Origin of the sequence: Actinotalea sp. (assembly GCF_041597215.1) — a bacterium.
Classification (GTDB): domain Bacteria; phylum Actinomycetota; class Actinomycetes; order Actinomycetales; family Cellulomonadaceae; genus Actinotalea.
Genome location: NZ_JBFHHB010000004.1, coordinates 24220 through 38889 on the forward strand (window position 1 = coordinate 24220; position 14670 = coordinate 38889).

Consider the following 14670-nt stretch of genomic DNA (forward strand, 5'->3'; position numbering starts at 1 on the left):
TCACCGCAGCAGGGCGAGGTCCCGTCGGACGTAGCGCAGGTGCGCCCATTCCTCCTCGAGGATCACCCGGATGCAGTCGCCGACGCTGGGATGCCAGTCATCGACACCCCAGGGGTTCTCGCGTTCCTCCGCGAGCAGCTCGGGCGTCACCGTGGCCAGGACGTCGGTCACCATGCGCTGCCGCTCGGCACGCACCGCGAGGACCTCCTCGTAGCCCGGCGGGTCCGCGCGGAAGACCGACATGTCGAATCCCATCTCGGCGGCACCGGTGAAGATCTGGCCGATCTCGTGGAACGGCTGCTCGATCCGCAGGATCCCGCCGCGCAGCCAGGCGTCCGTCGCCAGGACCAGGTGCCGCAGGGTCTGGGCCAGGGACCACTCGTCCTCGACGTGGGCGTCCACCAGCTCCGGCGGCGTGTCCGCCACCGTGCTCTGCCAGGCGGACTGCACGGCGGTCCAACCCTCGCGCAGGCCCTCGGGTGTCTGTGCCTTCTGCAGCTCCCGACCGGGGAACTGCCGGTTGAGCTCGGCGTCCACGAGTGGCACCACGTCCACGCCGTTGACCAGGAGGCTGCCGAAGAACAGGTCGTGGCTGTCGATGTCGAGGCCGTCCACGTCGACCCCGCGCATCGTCACCCCGCTCACGTCGGAGAAGCGGAGGGTGGCGCCCGTCAGGCGCGTCCTGAGGAATCGCGCACCCGCGAAGCTCGCCCTGACGAAGCTCGCGCCCTCGAACTCTTTCGTGCCGGAGTAGGTCGTCATCGCCCTGTCACCACCGCTCTCGGAGGTCGTCCTCACCGCCAGGGTCGCGAGCCGGGCCCGGCTGGTCAAGGGGCACGCGCCCGATCATGCGAACCGGACCGGCACGAGGCCGCGTCGGGCGCGCCGGCGTGGCGCTGCTGTGCACCTCGGCTGCAGCGGCCGTCGTCGACGTACGGCGCCCCGACCCCGGCTCACCGACTGGGTCGACCAGCAGGACGGCATCGACCGGGTCAGACCTCCTAGCAGTCCGCGATGCGTTCGAACGCGGCCGCGACGGACTCGAGGTCCACCTCGCCGAGATGGTCGAAGATGTGAGCGCGGGCGCTCGCGAGGTGCACGACCCATGCGTCCTGGAGCCCTCGTAGTCCATCGTCGGTGAGGACGGCCTCCCAGCCTCGCCCGTCATCAGGGCAGCGCTCTCGCGCCACCAGCCCGATCTTCTGCAGTCGGTCGATGACGCGGGAGACACCGCTCATCGACATCGCCGAGCCGGTGGCCAGGTCCGTCATCCTCATGCGCCGACGGGGGGCCTCGGACAGGTGCACGAGCACGAAGTAGTCGGTCGCCGAGAGTCCGGTGCTCCGGGTGAGGTCGGCGTCGAGCTTGCGCGGCAGGACGACCAGCAACCGGGTCAGTGACCGCATGAACCGCTCCTCGGCAGGGGACAGCGGGCTGACGTCGGCCGGCGAGGGTGTGCTCATCCCCACAACATAGTTGCTCGAGCAAGCATTTGGCAGTAGTGTTTGTTTCACGCAGCAAGTACATCGAGAAGGGCGTGGTCATGAGCAGTGGAAGCAAGCGGGTAGCGGTGGTGACAGGAGCGGGAAGTGGGCTCGGCCGTGAGATCTCCCTGGGCCTGGTCGCCCGCGGCTACCAGGTGTTCGGGACCGCCTCCGCGCAGACGTTGGTCGCTGAGCTCGACGCCGCCTCGGGTGGTGGGGTACGGCTCGAGGTCGTCGACATCGTCGACTCCGCGGCCGTCGACGCGTGGGCCAAGCGTGTGCGCGAGGAGGTGGCGGGCGTCGACCTGTTGGTCAGCAATGCCGGGATCCTCACCCCGGGTCCGATCGAGCTGCTGGCGATCGACGACGTGCGTCACGAGTTCGAGGTCAACACCTTCGGGCCGCTGCGGGTGATCAACGCGTTCTTGCCGGCGCTGCGCGCCGCGCGAGGGCGCATCGTGCAGATCAGCACGATCACCGCGACCGTGCCGCTCCCGTTCAACGCCGCCTCCGGTGCGTCGAAGGCGGCCGCCGAGGTGTTCGCAGACGTCTATCGCGCGGAGCTGAAGGAGTTCGGCGTCGACGTGACCATCGTCTCGCCCGGAAGCATGCTCACGGGCGGCCCGGCGAAGTCCGCGGCTGCCTTCGAGAGGCTCCTCGCCGCGATGACCCCTGCCCAGCGCGAGCTCTACGGCACACCCTTCGCGCGCTTCGCCGAGCAGTTCAACTCCCGGCAGGGCGAAGGGATCAGCGCGACCGATGCGGCCACGCAGGTCATCGACCTGGCCGAGGAGCAGCCGGCACCGAGCCGACGGACCGTGGGTCCCGACGCGGCAGCGCTGCTGCAGGCCTCCAAGACCCTGACCGACGACGAGCTCGACGCGCTGCGACTGCAGCTCGTCGGCCTCGCTTGAGCTCCATCTTCCCTACCAACCACCAGGAGAGAACATCATGATCGAGATCGTGGACACCAACGACACCCAGGCCGTGCGGAACAAGGACAACCTGATCGCCTTCTACCGTCGAGCCATCAACGACAAGCAGCCGCGCGAGGCCGCAGCTGCGCTGGTCGCGGACGGCTACGTGCAGCACAACCCCGGGCTGCCCGACGGCGGGCCGATGCTGGGCGAGGCGTTCGCCGGCATCGTCCAGGCCCACCCGCTCGCCCGGGTCGAGATCCACCGGATCATCGCGGTGGACAACTGGGTGTGGGCGCATGTGAACTTCCTCAACCTCTACAACGACGACCCCGAGGACCTCGGGATCGCCGGGGTCGACATCTGGAGGATGGACTCCGACGGCGTGGCCCTGGAGCACTGGGACGTGCTCCAGCCCGTCGTGGCCGCAGCCGCGACCGTCAGCGGGCACAGCGTCTTCTGAGGACGGGGGACGCACGTGACCGACTACCTGCACGACCTCCAGTTCGGCTCGTTCCTGACCCCGGACCGCCACCACCCCGACGAGACCGTCGCCCTCGCCGTGCTGTGCGAGCAGCTCGGGCTCGACCTGGTGACCTTCCAGGACCACCCGTACCAGCCGAACTTCCTCGACACCTGGACCCTGCTGTCCTTCGTCGCAGCGCGTACCTCGACGGTGCGGCTCTCGCCCAACGTCGCCAACGTGCCGTTGCGGCCACCGGCCGTGCTGGCGCGAAGCGCCGCCTCCCTCGACCTGCTCTCGGGAGGTCGCGTCGAGCTCGGCCTGGGGGCGGGTGCCTTCTGGGACGCGATCGTCGGGATGGGGGTGCCCCGCCTCAGCCCGGGTGAGAGCGTGGTCGCGCTCGAGGAGGCGATCACCGTGATCCGCCAGGTCTGGGACGAGGGCGCACCGGGAGGCGTGCGGGTGGACGGCGTCCACCACCGTGTCATGGGCGCCAAGCGCGGCCCGGCGCCGCGGCACGACATCGGCGTGTGGGTGGGGGCCCTCAAGCCTCGGATGCTGCGGATGATCGGTCGCAGCGCGGACGGCTGGCTGCCCTCGCTGTTCTACCTGCAGCCCGGGGACCTCGCTCGAGGCAATGCCGTCATCGACCAGGCGGCCCTCGACGCGGGCCGCGACCCACGTCAGGTGCGACGCCTGCTCAATGTGGCCGGCACCTTCTCCGGCACGGCGCGCGCGCAGCTGGACGGCCCTCCCGAGCACTGGGCCGCTGAGCTGGCCCAGCTGGCCCTCGAGGAGGGGGTCAGCACGTTCATCATGGCCACCGACGACGCCAGGCAGCTGCAGGTGTTCGCCCAGGAGGTCGCGCCCGCGGTCCGCGAGATCGTCGGCTCGGCCCGCGAGGTCGCGGCCGACGTCCCGGACCCCGGCGAGCCGATCCGGGAGGTCGCCGGCGGTGCCCCGAGAGGCCGGGGTGCGGTGCCGCTGACCAGGACCGCCCTCAGCGTGCGTGCCACGCCGCCGCCGACACCTCGGGGCACCTCGACGGTCCTGGACGAGTCCGCCCGTCCGCTGGGCCCGACGCCCGACCCTGAGCGTGGCTACACGCCGCATGAGCAGGCCGCGGGCCAGCACCTGGTCGACATCCACGACCACTTGCGTTCCGAGCTCGAACAGCTGCACGACCTCGTCGACCAGGTGGCCGCAGGGATGCTCGGCGCTGCCGAGGCGAGATCCCACATCAACACGATGACGCTGCGCCAGAACAAGTGGGTCCTCGGGGGCTACTGCGAGAGCTACTGCCGCGTGGTGACGACCCACCACACGCTCGAGGACGAAGGCGTGTTCCCGCATCTTCGACGTGGTGACCCTCGGTTGGCTCCCGTCATCGACCAGCTCCAGGCCGAGCACCACCAGATCCACGAGGTTCTCGAGCAGGTGGACCGTGCCCTGGTGGCCTTCGTCTCGGCGGAGGACGGGATGCCGGAGCTGCGTCAGGCGGTCGACCTGCTCTCGGACACCCTGGTGTCCCACTTGTCCTACGAGGAACAGGTGCTCATCGAGCCGATCGCGCGCCTGGGACTCGGCTGACCGTCGGGGCGGGCTGCTGTACCGCCGCGACACCCCCTCGGCCTGAGGTCGCCGGTTCGTCGCGAGATCGCAGGTTCGAACAGGCGATCTCGCGTCAGACGGGCGATCTCGACGACGGAGTGCGCCCGCCCCTCGGCAGGAGCGGGCATCTGCGCGCCTGTGACGGCAACGAAAGAGCCCCAGGTCTGTGACCTGGGGCTCTGCTGTGGGCGATACTGGGATCGAACCAGTGACCTCTTCCGTGTCAGGGAGCGGAGTGGGGTCCGCTGGCGTCCGTGGGCGTGTATCTGTGCAGTTCAGGCGCCTCTCGCGCTGCCAGCGGATGGGACCGGACGGCGGCGGACGAGGCCCAGTTGGCGTACGCAGTTGGCGTACGCCACGGTGCTCCCTGGAGCCGGGTCCGAAGCTGTTCCCAGCTTGGCGAAGTCATGTGTCAACGTCAGGCTGGGATTGACCCCCTGGCGACGGGGCTAGATCTAGGGGCACTACCTCGACAAGCACGACTACCCCCAGCTCGGGCAGGTCCGCCTTGCCGCGTTGGACGCCGAGATGGTCGGTGGGTGGTACGCGGCGACGCTGGTGGGGCGCCCTACTCTGCGGGCGCGGACCTACTCGTTGCTGCGCACGATCCTGGCGACCGCGGTCGAGGACGGGAAACTGCAGGACAACCCGTGCCGGATTCGCGGGGCGGGCCGTGCCCGGCCCGCGACGCCGACGACGGTGGCCACGCCGGGCCAGGTGGTCGAGCTCGCGGCTGCGATGCCCGAGTGCCTGGCCCTGACGGTGTTGCTCGGGGCCTGGTGCCAGCTGCGCAGCGGCGAGGTCCTGGAGCTGCGCCGCGGCGACATCATCCCCGAGCGCGTCTCGGTCACCCGCGGGGTCACCTGGGTCGACGGGGCACCGCATGTCGGGCCGCCCAAGACCGACGCCGGGGTACGGGTGGTCGCAGTGCGCCCACACGTGGCCCAGGCGGTCGCCGACCATCTCGAGAACCGCGTGCGCCGCGGGGCGAAGGCCCTGCTGTTCCCGGCCGCACCGGGCGGCTCGACGCAGATGAACCCCTCGACCTTCGCGTACTTCTTCAAGACCGCGGTCAAGCGGACCTCCTTTGCCGCCGGAGTTCCGATTCCACTGGCTGCGCCACACGGGCCTGACCCTCGCCGCGTAGGAGGCGTCGTCGCGCGGGTAGTTGCGCTCGGTAGCGACTCCGTGATCGAGTGCTTCACGCGCGGGCAGAGGTGCATCGGCGGCGTACTCGCCTTGCGACGTCCCGCTCGGTCCGGTCGGCTCGCGCCGCCTTGCCCCTCTCGCCGTGGGCGCGGACGACGACCGGGCCGACCTCTTCGCCAATCCGAGGAGAGACCAGCGGTCAGCTTCCGTCGACCCGCATCCCGCGGCTGGGCTCGTCCTGATGGCGCTGGCCATCAATCGCGCCGAGGGTGGGTCTCGGCCGAAGCCGGATCCCCACGCCGGCTCGCTGTCGGGCTGAGGCACGCTGCCAGGGATGCACGCGCCGCTTTCCCTTGTGGCGTCATGCCCGGACATCGCCTCCGATCGGACATCGGGGCCCCTCCCGGTGAGGCTCGAAGGATCACCATCGGTCCTTCACCAAGGGGACGTCGATCGCTGACCAAGGGGCGTCGAGGCGCAAATACCCTATGGGGGTATGAAGGGTGGAGGGACCGAAGGATGACTCGGACGAGCAACTTCTCCGTGGACGGGCTGATCTGCGGCACGTGCCTGGTCGCCGTGCTTGAGCACCTTCACGAGCTTGACGGCGTCGTCGAGGTCGCGATTCGGTTGAATGTCGCTGGTGGCTCGCCGGCTGTGGTGGTGAGCGACGAGCGGCTCTCGCCCTCGACGCTCGCTGGGGCCGTGGCGGCGGCGGGATTCGCTGTGACGGCGCACAGTTTCGACGACCGGCCCGCGCGGGATGGAGCACCCGCCGTGCGCGACCCCCGTTCGAATGGTGACCAAACCTGAGTGCAGCCCTGGCGGTCGGAGTGCGGTCGCGCTGACCGGCACCGCTCGCTGGTTCTTCCTCGGTCCGAAGGGGACCGGTCTGTCGACCTGGCCGACCGCGCGAAGGTTGTTCGGATCCAGGTCCAGGGCGACCGGTCGCGCGGACCTGGCCGGCCGCGCGAAGTCTGTTCAGATCCAGGTCCGGGGCGGCTATGGCCCGATGTGGTCGTGGTGACCCGGGCTGCCGGTGCGGATCATCTTCGATCGCCAAGACAGTGGGCGTGCCGATTCTTCAGGCGCCGGCATCGCGGCTGCTCAAAGTCCCGGTTGCTCGGCTCGGTCGTGAGGTCCCGACCACCGCCGGCACCCGCTTCGAGGTGGCCTACGACCAGCTCATCCGCGAGTCGGTGGTCGCCGCCGGCGAGCTGATCGTCATCCCCACCAACGTGCCTCCTTCGGCCTGACTCAGGAGTCAACCCAACAAGGTGGCCATGTCACGCTGCCGCGCGGTCAAGCACGGTCGAGCGGTGGTGCAGATCTCCACGGTGGGGGTAGGCGGCTTGATCGCGCCCGACGGCTCGCTCATCGCGCGGCACGGGGCCGTTCACCGCGGAGCAGATGGTCGCTGAGCTGCCGTTACGCGCCTCGCTGACACTCGCCGACCGGCGCGGCCGGTGGCCGGCGATCGTCATCGACGGGGCGGCCTTCATGCTTCTCCTTGCGGCTCAGGTCGATGCCCTGCGATGCCGGTCCGCGACGGGTGGTCACAAGGGGGCGTGGCTGGGAGGCGTCAGCGGTGGTGTGTTTCGTGGTCGGAGATGCTCTGGTCCGCGGGAGGGGGACTAGAGCCGCTGATAAGCGGTCCGATGAGCAGTGAGGAGACCAGGAACATCGCGGTGAAGGCCGCAAGGGCGATGCCGGGCGCCCACCAGCTGCCGAAGCGGCGGCGGAGCGTGAGGAACATCGGAACGGAGAGCGCGAGCCCGAGGACTCCGAAGAGTGCGGTTCCTCCCGCGCCTGCCACCAGCGCCGTGCCGACCAGGGGACCGACGTGGTGGAGCACGTGGGGTGCGATGCCCCCGATCGCGCCGAGGGCGCCCGTGACGACCGTCCAAACGGTTCGTCGCGGTCGAACCTCCACATCGTCGGCGTCGGTGAGGACGCCGTCGTCTGTCCGAAGGGGATCTGCAGTCAGTGCCATCTCAACATCGTGTTCCGCGTGTAGGGAGCACCGACGCAGGAGCGATGAAGACTGGATCAAGAGATCGTCGTCCACCGGGCCGATCCGTGGTCACGGGTCGCGCTGGGTTGCCCTGGCTGGCGGGGGGTTCAGAGCATGGAGCCGAGGTCGGATCCGGCGGTCGGGTAGGCGGCGGTGGTCGACTTGAGCTGGCGGGTGGTGAGGTTGAGCTTGATCGCCAGTCCGAGGGTGTTGATCAGCTCGCCGTACTCGGGTCCGAGCAGGTGGGCTCCGAGGATCTGGTCGGTGGCGCGGTCGATGAGGATCTTGCTGGCCGCGGTGGTCTCGCCGATGCGGTAGTTCGAGTACCAGCCGCTGGTGTCGCGGTAGCGGACCTCGACGTCCAGGCCCCTGTCGCGGGCCTCCTGTTCGAGCAGGCCGACCCGGGCGAGCTCGGGAATGGTGAACACGGCCGTGGGGACGCCGGTGTAGTCCGGGACGGTGGTGGCGCCCTTGAGCATGTTGGCGGCGGCGACCTTGCCCTCGACGACCGCGACCGGGGTCAGTGCCATTGCCCGGGTGTCGGCTGCGTCGCCGGCGGCGTAGACGGCGGGGTTGGTGGTGCTCTGCAGGTGGCCGGCCACGTGCACTCCGTGCTCGCCCCACGCGACTCCGGCGGCGTCGAGGTCGAGCCTGTCCAGGTCGGGTGTTCGCCCGGCGCCGTGGACGATCAGGTCGCACTCGATCGTCTCGGGTGTGCCGGATCGGTCAACCATGACCTGGAAGCCGGTCGCGCTCGTGCTGATGCCCGTGATCGTGGTGGAGCGTCGGACGTCGATCCCGGCGGTGGTGCCGCGGGTGATGAGGAGCTCGACGAGGTCGGGGTCGAATCCCTTCAGCGGGCGCGCACCACGGTCGATGATCGTCGTCACGCTGCCGGCGCGAGCGGCGATGTGGGCGAACTCGAAGGAGACGAACCCGCCACCGACGAACACGATCCGCCTGGGCAGGACCTGCAGGTTCATGAAGTCGGTGCTGTCGACCAGGTGCTCGTGGCCGGGGAAGTCCAGCGGGCGGGGGCGGGCGCCGGTGGCGATCAGGACGTGCGCCGCGTCGCGGGACGTGCCGTCGATCTCGAGGCGGTTGGCGCCGGTGAACCTCGCCGAGCCGTGCAGCGTGTGCACGCCGTTGCCCGCCAGGCCCTTCTCCATGTTCGCCGGGACCGGGTCGGTGAAACCGTGCTTGTGCGCCATCAGGTCGCCCCAGTTCATCGACAGGCCGTTGGCGTCGATGCCCTTGCCGCGCATCAACCGGGCACTGTCGATGATCTCGGCGCCGCGCCGCAGGATCTTCTTCGGGTCGCAGCCGCGCAGCGCACAGGTGCCGCCGTAGGGGAGTTCGTCGACGATCGCCACGCTCCACCCCTGCGAGGCGCACTTGTTGGCGGCGGCGACACCGGCCATCCCGGCACCGATCACGATCAGGTCGTACGTGCTCATATGTTCTCCTTCGCAGCGCTGGGGGAGTGACGGCGTCAGGCGCCCGGGCGCAGGTGCGCGGAGCCGAGGTGCGCGGCCCTCAGGGGCGGGCCACCGCGGAACGCAGCTGCTCGAGCGTCGGGGAGCCTGCCGGGCCGTCCGGGGTCTGGTAGATACGGCATGCCAGCCCGACGCTCGCACCCTCACCGGCGAACGGGTCCACACCGTCGATGAGGATGCTCGGCGATCCGTGGAAGGCGACCTGTTCGGCTTCTTCGATGGTCTCCACCAGGTGGCGGGTCACGGTGATCTCGGGTTGTTCGGCCGCGATCACGGCCAGCCGCTCCTCGGTGATCGTCCAGTTCGGGCAGCCGTCGAAGTACTGCAGGGTGATCTCCATGTCCGCGACGCTAGACCTTGCTCCGCGCTACAAGGTCAAGGGGTAGGTTGAGCAGATGCTGATCGGAGACCTCGCCGAGACCGTGGGCCTGGACACCCAGACGATCCGGTTCTACGAGCGTCGTGGGCTGCTGCCCGAACCGCGACGGGCAGCCAACGGCTACCGCACCTACGACGAGACCAGCGTCGAACGGCTCCGCTTCATCCGCAGCGCACAGACCGCCGGGCTGACCCTCGCCGAGATCGGCGGCGTGGTCGATCTCCGTGACCACGGAAACGCCCCGTGCGCCCATGTGACGGCTCTGCTCAGCAGCAAGCTCGACGCCGTCCGGGCTCGACAGGCCGAGCTCGAGGCGCTCGGGTCAGAGCTGGCACGGCTCATCGAGCGCGGCGACCTCCTCGATCCCGCAGACTGCACCGAACCAGACATCTGCCAGATCCTGTCCGCGTCACGGAGCCACCATCCCGCCAAGCAGGCTGCGCGGGTCCTGGCGGCCCGCAGCAGCCCGCCGGGCTGACCGGACGGCCGACCTGCCTTCTTGGACGCCGTCGACGACGGACGGTGCGGCGCTGCTCCACCCGATGCGCGTCTTCTTCACCGGGTCCTACGAGCGGCCCCGGGAGGCGAACTACCTGTTGCCATGCCGCTCGCGGTGGTCATCCTCACCGTCCTCATGGCGTCGCGCCCCGCCCCGAAGGAGGCGGCCGGTGATGGTTTACCGAGTCACGGCGATTACATCGCGAGGTGCTGCTGGGCCGGTGCGAGGCGCTCCTTCTGGTTGCTCCTCGCCGTCGCCATCGTCTCGAGCGGGTCGCTGAGCAGCGCCCTGGGAGCCGCGCCGTGCCCGGCGGCCGGAGTGTGGTTCGCGGTCAGCGCGATCGCCATCGTCGTCACGGTCGCTCTTGCCGTCCGGATCATGGCCGCCCTCACCCGTGCTCCTGGTGGCCGTGGCGGGCGGTGACCGGCAGACATGTCCGCGCCCGGCCGAACCTCACAGCGGGTGGAGCAGGCGATGGACGAACTGGCGTGTGCGTTCGTGCTCCGGACGGCGCAGCAGTTGGTCTGGGGGTCCGTGCTCCACGATCTCCCCGTCGTCGATGAAGGCGACGTGGTGGGCGACCTCGCGGGCGAACTGCAGCTCGTGCGTCACTACGACCATCGTCCAGCCCTCGCGTGCGAGGTCGCGCATGAGGCTCAGGATCTCCCCGACGAGCTCCGGGTCGAGCGCAGAGGTCGGCTCGTCGAAGAGCAGGAGCTCGGGGCGCAGTGCGAGGGCACGGAGGATCCCGACCCGCTGCTGCTGCCCGCCGGACAGCGACGAGGGGTAGTTCGCCTCCTTGGCGCCGAGACCGACCCGGTCGAGCAGCTCGCGGGCCTCGGCCACCGCAGCGGCCCGCGGGCGTCGCTGGACGACGACAGGGCCCTCGATGATGTTCTCGAGGACCGTCTTGTGCGGGAAGAGGTTGTAGTGCTGGAAGACCATTGCGCTCCGGTCGCGCAGCCTGTTCAGTGCGGCGCGGCCGGGGCGCGCTGAGAAGTCAACCGTCTGGCCGTCGGAGGCTTCGATCCGGCCGGACTCGGCGGTCTCCAGCCCGTTGAGGCATCGGAGCAGGGTGGTCTTGCCCGAACCCGAGGGGCCGATGATGGCGAGCACCTGTCCGCGCTCGATGGTCAGGTCCACGCCGCGAAGGACCGGTAGAGGACCGAAGCTCTTCCGCAGCGAGTCAGCCGAGAGCAGTGGCCGCCGGTCGGCCAGCGGCGGTGGGGGTGGATCAGTGCGTTGCATGTCGGTCCAATCGCGTCTCGAGGGACGACTGGCCGGCGGACAGGGCTAGGCAGATCACCCAGTACACCAGGGCCGCCTCGAGGTAGAGGAGCATGAACTGCTGGCTGAACGCCGCGATCTGCTGCGCTTGTCGGAAGAGTTCGGAGACCAGGATCAGCGATGCGAGTGACGTGTCCTTGACCAGGCTGATGAAGGTGTTCGACAGCGGTGGGACCGAGACCCGGGCCGCCTGGGGCAGGACGATTCGGGTCAGGGTTCGCCGGTGTGACATGCCGATCACGTAGGCCGCTTCCCACTGCCCGCGAGGGACGGACAGGATCGCGGCGCGAACCACTTCGGCGCCGTATCCGCCGACATTGAGCGAGAACGCGATGATCGCGCTGGGCCACGGGTCGACGACGATCCCCAACGAGGGGAGCCCGTAGAAGACGACGAAGAGCTGGACGAGTAGCGGCGTCCCCCTGACCACCGAGACGAAGACGGCGCCGAGGCGCGCGAGGACGGCGCGCCGGGAGAGCCGCATGAGCGCCACCCTGATCGCGATAGGCATGCCGCCCGCGAAGGAGAACAGCGCGAGCGGAATGGTCCCGCGGAGCGCACCTGAGGTGATTGGCCACAGCGACGTGAGGGCAAGGTGCCACTCATCGGATGACATGGTCACCCGCGTCGGGCCCGCTCACTTCGAGACATCTTCACTGAAGTACTTCCGGGAGATCCTCTCGAGCGTGCCGTCGTCGGTGAGTGTGGCCAGAGCCGTGTCGACCGCCGCGACGAGGGTGGTGCTGCCCCGGCGGAAGGCGAAGGCGTTGCGCGACACGTCGTCGGTCGTGGCTGCCACCTTGAGGTTGGTGGCGCCGAAGGTCGTCTTGTAGTCCAGGAACGTGAGCTCGTCGTTCACGGTGGCGGCGACGCGGCCCTGCGCGACCAGGGCAACGGCCTGCGCCCAGCCCTCCACGGGCTCGATCGTGGCGCCGCTCTGCTGCGCGAGCGAGTACCAATTGCTCGTCAGGGACTGCGCCGTCTTCTTCCCGGACAGGTCGGCGAAGGAGGAGATGGAGGTGTCGTCGGCCGCGACCACGATCACGCCTGGCGAGTAGGTGTAGGGCCGCGAGAACGCGTACGCGGCGTCACGCTCGGGCGTGATGGAGACCTGGTTGGCGATCGCGTCGAACCTGCCGGCGTCGAGCCCCGCGAAGATCGCGTCCCACTGGGTCTCCTCGAACCGAACTTCGACACCCAGGCGATCGGCAACTGCCCGAGCCACCTCGACGTCGTATCCGGTCAGGTCCCCGGTGCCGTCCTCGTGGAAGGAGAACGGCCGGTAGGTGCCTTCGGTGCCGATGACGATGACACCCGCCTGCTCGACCGCCTCGAGTGAGCCGTCGCTGGCGGACGCCGATGACGTGCCGCTGGGGGAGGACGCCTGCGGCTCGGCGCTCGAGCACGCCGCTGCCAGGCTGACGAGCGCGAGTGCGAGGGCAACGGTACGCAGACGGCGCACGTGGTGGATCGTGGGTGTAGGCATGGGTGTCCTTCGGAAGTGTGGTGGGTAAGGCGGGTGAGGACGCGGCAGCGGGCGCGGGGTTCGAACAGGCGCACCGCACAGCAAACGCCGGGGTGCCGAAGGGGCTGTGCTCAGGTCAGCGACAGCGCAGGCAGCGACAACACGCCGCGGAGCCCCTCGAGGGCACAGCGGGTGTCGGGATCATGGCATCGCGCACCGGAATAGCCAATCAGACGACCGGATGGTTGCGGGCAGACCGCCGCGCGTCTTGATCGACTCTTCATCGAATCCGCTTGGCGCCGTTCACATCGAGCGCAGCAAAATCGACATCTCGGCGATCTCCGCCGTCTGGGCGTCGATGATCCGACTTGGCCAGCGCGAGCGCCTCGGCGTAGGAACCCTCGGCCCTTGCGGTCTCGGCCATGACGAGGGCACCCCGGTGATGGTCGGTCATCGCCTCGAGCAAGGCTCGGTCGAAGTCGGCGCCCCCAGCGTCGCGAGCTCGGCCATGACGGCGGCTTGGTCCTTCCCGCTCATCTGGAGACCCTCATGCCCCATGGTGGCCATCTCGGCCGTTGTGGGCTGGTCGTCCCCCCGCGCGTCGAGCCTGCCCGATCGTGTCGATCTCCGGGCCCTGCGCGGCCGAGATCCGGACGGCCAGCGAGCGCACCTCACAGGACGACGCCTGCGTCATGGCCAGGCCAGCCATCTCGATCGCACCTTGGTGGTGGACGCTCATCGCCTGCGCGAACTCGGTGTCGGCGACGTTGTGCACGGTCATCTCCGCTACCGCGGGCACCGACTGGTCGAAGTCGGAGCTGGCGTCATCGTGGCCGGCGTCGTGCCCCAAGCCGTCACGAGCACGGCGACCGACAGGGTGGTTCTGAGGAAGTTCTCCAGCGGCCCGATCGAGGGTGTTGTCAACGTGGCGCGCTGCGGCGGTTCCCAACAGTGACGTGCCTGCCCCCGTGACCTCATCCCACCGGCCAGAAGGGTCCCCTCCTCGGGTGGCGTTCGCGGGATCGACGTCGGACCTTCATCAAGCGGAAGTCGAGGGCATATCAAGGATCACAACGGGCAGATACCCTAGGGGGGTATCACAACCGGGAGGAGCAAGGGATGCGTCAAAGGACCAGATTCTCGGTCGATGGGCTGACTTGCGGCACGTGCCTGGTTGGGGTGCTCGAGCAGCTTCACGAGCTCGAAGGCGTCGTCGAGGTTGAGATCCGGCTGAACCTTGCTGGCGGGTCACCCACCGTGGTCGTGAGCCACGAGCACGTGTCGCCCTCGATTCTCGTCGGGGCTGTGACGGCGGCGGGTTCGCCGTCACCGAGCACAGTCTCGACGACGTGCCTGAGCAAGACGCAGCGCTCGTCGCCGGTGACCCCCATGTGAACGGGGACCAGGCATGAGCGCAGTCCCGATGATCGGCGTGGCAGTCCCACTGACGGCCGCCGCGCTGTGGTTCTTCTTCGGTCGGCTTTGGACGAGGAGAGGTTGACGTTGACGCACCCGACGTGCACGGACGTGCACCACGAGAATTGTGCGTGGGGGGACCGATCGTCCCGCCATCCCAACGGGTCGATGGCTGGATGACCGCCGCAACCACGGTCGGATCGGCTTGCCCGGGACCGGCGCGCCCCGGCCGGGCCGACGGTGCTTGGAGGGGCCTCGCGATGGCGGCGCTGGGCGGGCTTGCGACCGAGACCGCGTTCCCTGACCGGTCGTGGTGGCCGATGGCCTACGTCGGGATCGCGCTGCTTCTCTTGGCGCTCCGTCGTGCCTCGCCCGGCGGGGGGTTCCTCACCGGTGGGACCTTCGGCCTCGCGTTCTTCCTTCCGCACCTGTGGTGGGCCAATGAGGCCGTCGGGCAACCGGGCGGATGGCTCGCCCTGTCGGTGCTGGA

16 protein-coding genes and 2 pseudogenes are annotated in these 14670 nt (G+C 69.4%); 8 read left to right on the forward strand and 10 right to left on the reverse strand.

The features are described 5' to 3' along the window. Together ABWK99_RS00935 and ABWK99_RS00940 are read right to left on the reverse strand one after the other, a co-directional pair. The gene (locus ABWK99_RS00935; RefSeq protein ID WP_372592809.1) at positions 1-762 is read right to left on the reverse strand and encodes a DinB family protein; all 762 of its coding nucleotides are present in this window, start codon (positions 760-762) and stop codon (positions 1-3) included. A 239-nt stretch (positions 763-1001) separates the two neighbouring features. Beyond that, positions 1002-1463: a MarR family winged helix-turn-helix transcriptional regulator gene (locus ABWK99_RS00940; protein ID WP_372592810.1), complete on the reverse strand. Its 462-nt coding sequence runs from the start codon at positions 1461-1463 to the stop codon at positions 1002-1004. Between the two features lie 38 nt (positions 1464-1501). Between ABWK99_RS00940 and ABWK99_RS00945 the strand changes: the two genes are divergently transcribed. The 5 genes from ABWK99_RS00945 to ABWK99_RS00965 all read left to right on the forward strand — a co-directional run bounded on the left by ABWK99_RS00945 (position 1502) and on the right by ABWK99_RS00965 (position 6880). Further along, positions 1502-2398, forward strand: a complete 897-nt coding sequence (locus ABWK99_RS00945) for an SDR family NAD(P)-dependent oxidoreductase (protein WP_372592811.1) — start codon at positions 1502-1504, stop codon at positions 2396-2398. Between the two features lie 37 nt (positions 2399-2435). After that, on the forward strand, positions 2436-2864 hold the full coding sequence (locus ABWK99_RS00950; RefSeq protein WP_372592812.1) for a nuclear transport factor 2 family protein: 429 nt from the start codon (positions 2436-2438) through the stop codon (positions 2862-2864). A 15-nt stretch (positions 2865-2879) separates the two neighbouring features. Next, positions 2880-4454, forward strand: a complete 1575-nt coding sequence (locus tag ABWK99_RS00955) for an LLM class flavin-dependent oxidoreductase (RefSeq protein ID WP_372592813.1) — start codon at positions 2880-2882, stop codon at positions 4452-4454. A 1713-nt stretch (positions 4455-6167) separates the two neighbouring features. Beyond that, the gene (locus ABWK99_RS00960; RefSeq protein WP_372592814.1) at positions 6168-6437 is read left to right on the forward strand and encodes a hypothetical protein; all 270 of its coding nucleotides are present in this window, start codon (positions 6168-6170) and stop codon (positions 6435-6437) included. A 260-nt stretch (positions 6438-6697) separates the two neighbouring features. Beyond that, complete coding sequence (locus ABWK99_RS00965) at positions 6698-6880, forward strand: hypothetical protein (RefSeq protein ID WP_372592815.1); 183 nt, start codon at positions 6698-6700, stop codon at positions 6878-6880. 326 nt (positions 6881-7206) lie between these two features. On the opposite strand, the gene ABWK99_RS00970 is transcribed toward ABWK99_RS00965, so the two are convergent. From ABWK99_RS00970 to ABWK99_RS00980, 3 genes are all read right to left on the reverse strand, one after another. Beyond that, the gene (locus ABWK99_RS00970; RefSeq protein ID WP_372592816.1) at positions 7207-7692 is read right to left on the reverse strand and encodes a hypothetical protein; all 486 of its coding nucleotides are present in this window, start codon (positions 7690-7692) and stop codon (positions 7207-7209) included. 53 nt (positions 7693-7745) lie between these two features. Then, positions 7746-9095, reverse strand: a complete 1350-nt coding sequence (locus ABWK99_RS00975; RefSeq protein WP_372592817.1) for an NAD(P)/FAD-dependent oxidoreductase — start codon at positions 9093-9095, stop codon at positions 7746-7748. Between the two features lie 79 nt (positions 9096-9174). Next, complete coding sequence (locus ABWK99_RS00980; protein ID WP_372592818.1) at positions 9175-9474, reverse strand: thioredoxin family protein; 300 nt, start codon at positions 9472-9474, stop codon at positions 9175-9177. A gap of 55 nt (positions 9475-9529) precedes the next feature. Between ABWK99_RS00980 and ABWK99_RS00985 the strand changes: the two genes are divergently transcribed. Continuing rightward, on the forward strand, positions 9530-9991 hold the full coding sequence (locus ABWK99_RS00985) for a heavy metal-responsive transcriptional regulator (protein WP_372592819.1): 462 nt from the start codon (positions 9530-9532) through the stop codon (positions 9989-9991). Between the two features lie 215 nt (positions 9992-10206). Here ABWK99_RS00985 and ABWK99_RS00990 read toward each other — a convergent pair whose 3' ends face one another. From ABWK99_RS00990 to ABWK99_RS01010, 5 genes and pseudogenes are all read right to left on the reverse strand, one after another. Then, entirely contained in the window at positions 10207-10404 is a 198-nt protein-coding gene (locus ABWK99_RS00990; protein ID WP_372592820.1) for a hypothetical protein, read from the reverse strand. A gap of 61 nt (positions 10405-10465) precedes the next feature. Then, on the reverse strand, positions 10466-11260 hold the full coding sequence (locus tag ABWK99_RS00995) for an amino acid ABC transporter ATP-binding protein (protein ID WP_372592821.1): 795 nt from the start codon (positions 11258-11260) through the stop codon (positions 10466-10468). Then, positions 11247-11915: an amino acid ABC transporter permease gene (locus tag ABWK99_RS01000; protein WP_372592822.1), complete on the reverse strand. Its 669-nt coding sequence runs from the start codon at positions 11913-11915 to the stop codon at positions 11247-11249. Before ABWK99_RS01000 ends, ABWK99_RS00995 begins: the two co-directional genes overlap by 14 nt. Positions 11916-11936: 21 nt before the next feature. Further along, positions 11937-12785: an amino acid ABC transporter substrate-binding protein gene (locus ABWK99_RS01005; RefSeq protein ID WP_372592823.1), complete on the reverse strand. Its 849-nt coding sequence runs from the start codon at positions 12783-12785 to the stop codon at positions 11937-11939. 259 nt (positions 12786-13044) lie between these two features. After that, positions 13045-13545 (reverse strand): annotated as a pseudogene (locus tag ABWK99_RS01010) (DUF305 domain-containing protein). Positions 13546-13943: 398 nt separating this feature from the next. Between ABWK99_RS01010 and ABWK99_RS01015 the strand changes: the two are divergent. Together ABWK99_RS01015 and ABWK99_RS01020 are read left to right on the forward strand one after the other, a co-directional pair. Beyond that, the gene (locus ABWK99_RS01015) at positions 13944-14159 is read left to right on the forward strand and encodes a hypothetical protein (RefSeq protein WP_372592824.1); all 216 of its coding nucleotides are present in this window, start codon (positions 13944-13946) and stop codon (positions 14157-14159) included. A gap of 281 nt (positions 14160-14440) precedes the next feature. Next, positions 14441-14670: pseudogene (locus ABWK99_RS01020) on the forward strand (apolipoprotein N-acyltransferase); the annotation flags it as partial.

What these genes read in the sequence shown, in the direction of transcription:
- ABWK99_RS00935 (WP_372592809.1), bottom strand. Translation starts at nt 762, where the DNA reads ATGACGACCTACTCCGGCACGAAAGAGTTCGAGGGCGCGAGCTTCGTC.
- ABWK99_RS00940 (WP_372592810.1), bottom strand. Translation starts at nt 1,463, where the DNA reads ATGAGCACACCCTCGCCGGCCGACGTCAGCCCGCTGTCCCCTGCCGAG.
- ABWK99_RS00950 (WP_372592812.1), top strand. Translation starts at nt 2,436, where the DNA reads ATGATCGAGATCGTGGACACCAACGACACCCAGGCCGTGCGGAACAAG.
- ABWK99_RS00975 (WP_372592817.1), bottom strand. Translation starts at nt 9,095, where the DNA reads ATGAGCACGTACGACCTGATCGTGATCGGTGCCGGGATGGCCGGTGTC.
- ABWK99_RS00980 (WP_372592818.1), bottom strand. Translation starts at nt 9,474, where the DNA reads ATGGAGATCACCCTGCAGTACTTCGACGGCTGCCCGAACTGGACGATC.
- ABWK99_RS00985 (WP_372592819.1), top strand. Translation starts at nt 9,530, where the DNA reads ATGCTGATCGGAGACCTCGCCGAGACCGTGGGCCTGGACACCCAGACG.
- ABWK99_RS00995 (WP_372592821.1), bottom strand. Translation starts at nt 11,260, where the DNA reads ATGCAACGCACTGATCCACCCCCACCGCCGCTGGCCGACCGGCGGCCA.
- ABWK99_RS01000 (WP_372592822.1), bottom strand. Translation starts at nt 11,915, where the DNA reads ATGTCATCCGATGAGTGGCACCTTGCCCTCACGTCGCTGTGGCCAATC.
- ABWK99_RS01005 (WP_372592823.1), bottom strand. Translation starts at nt 12,785, where the DNA reads ATGCCTACACCCACGATCCACCACGTGCGCCGTCTGCGTACCGTTGCC.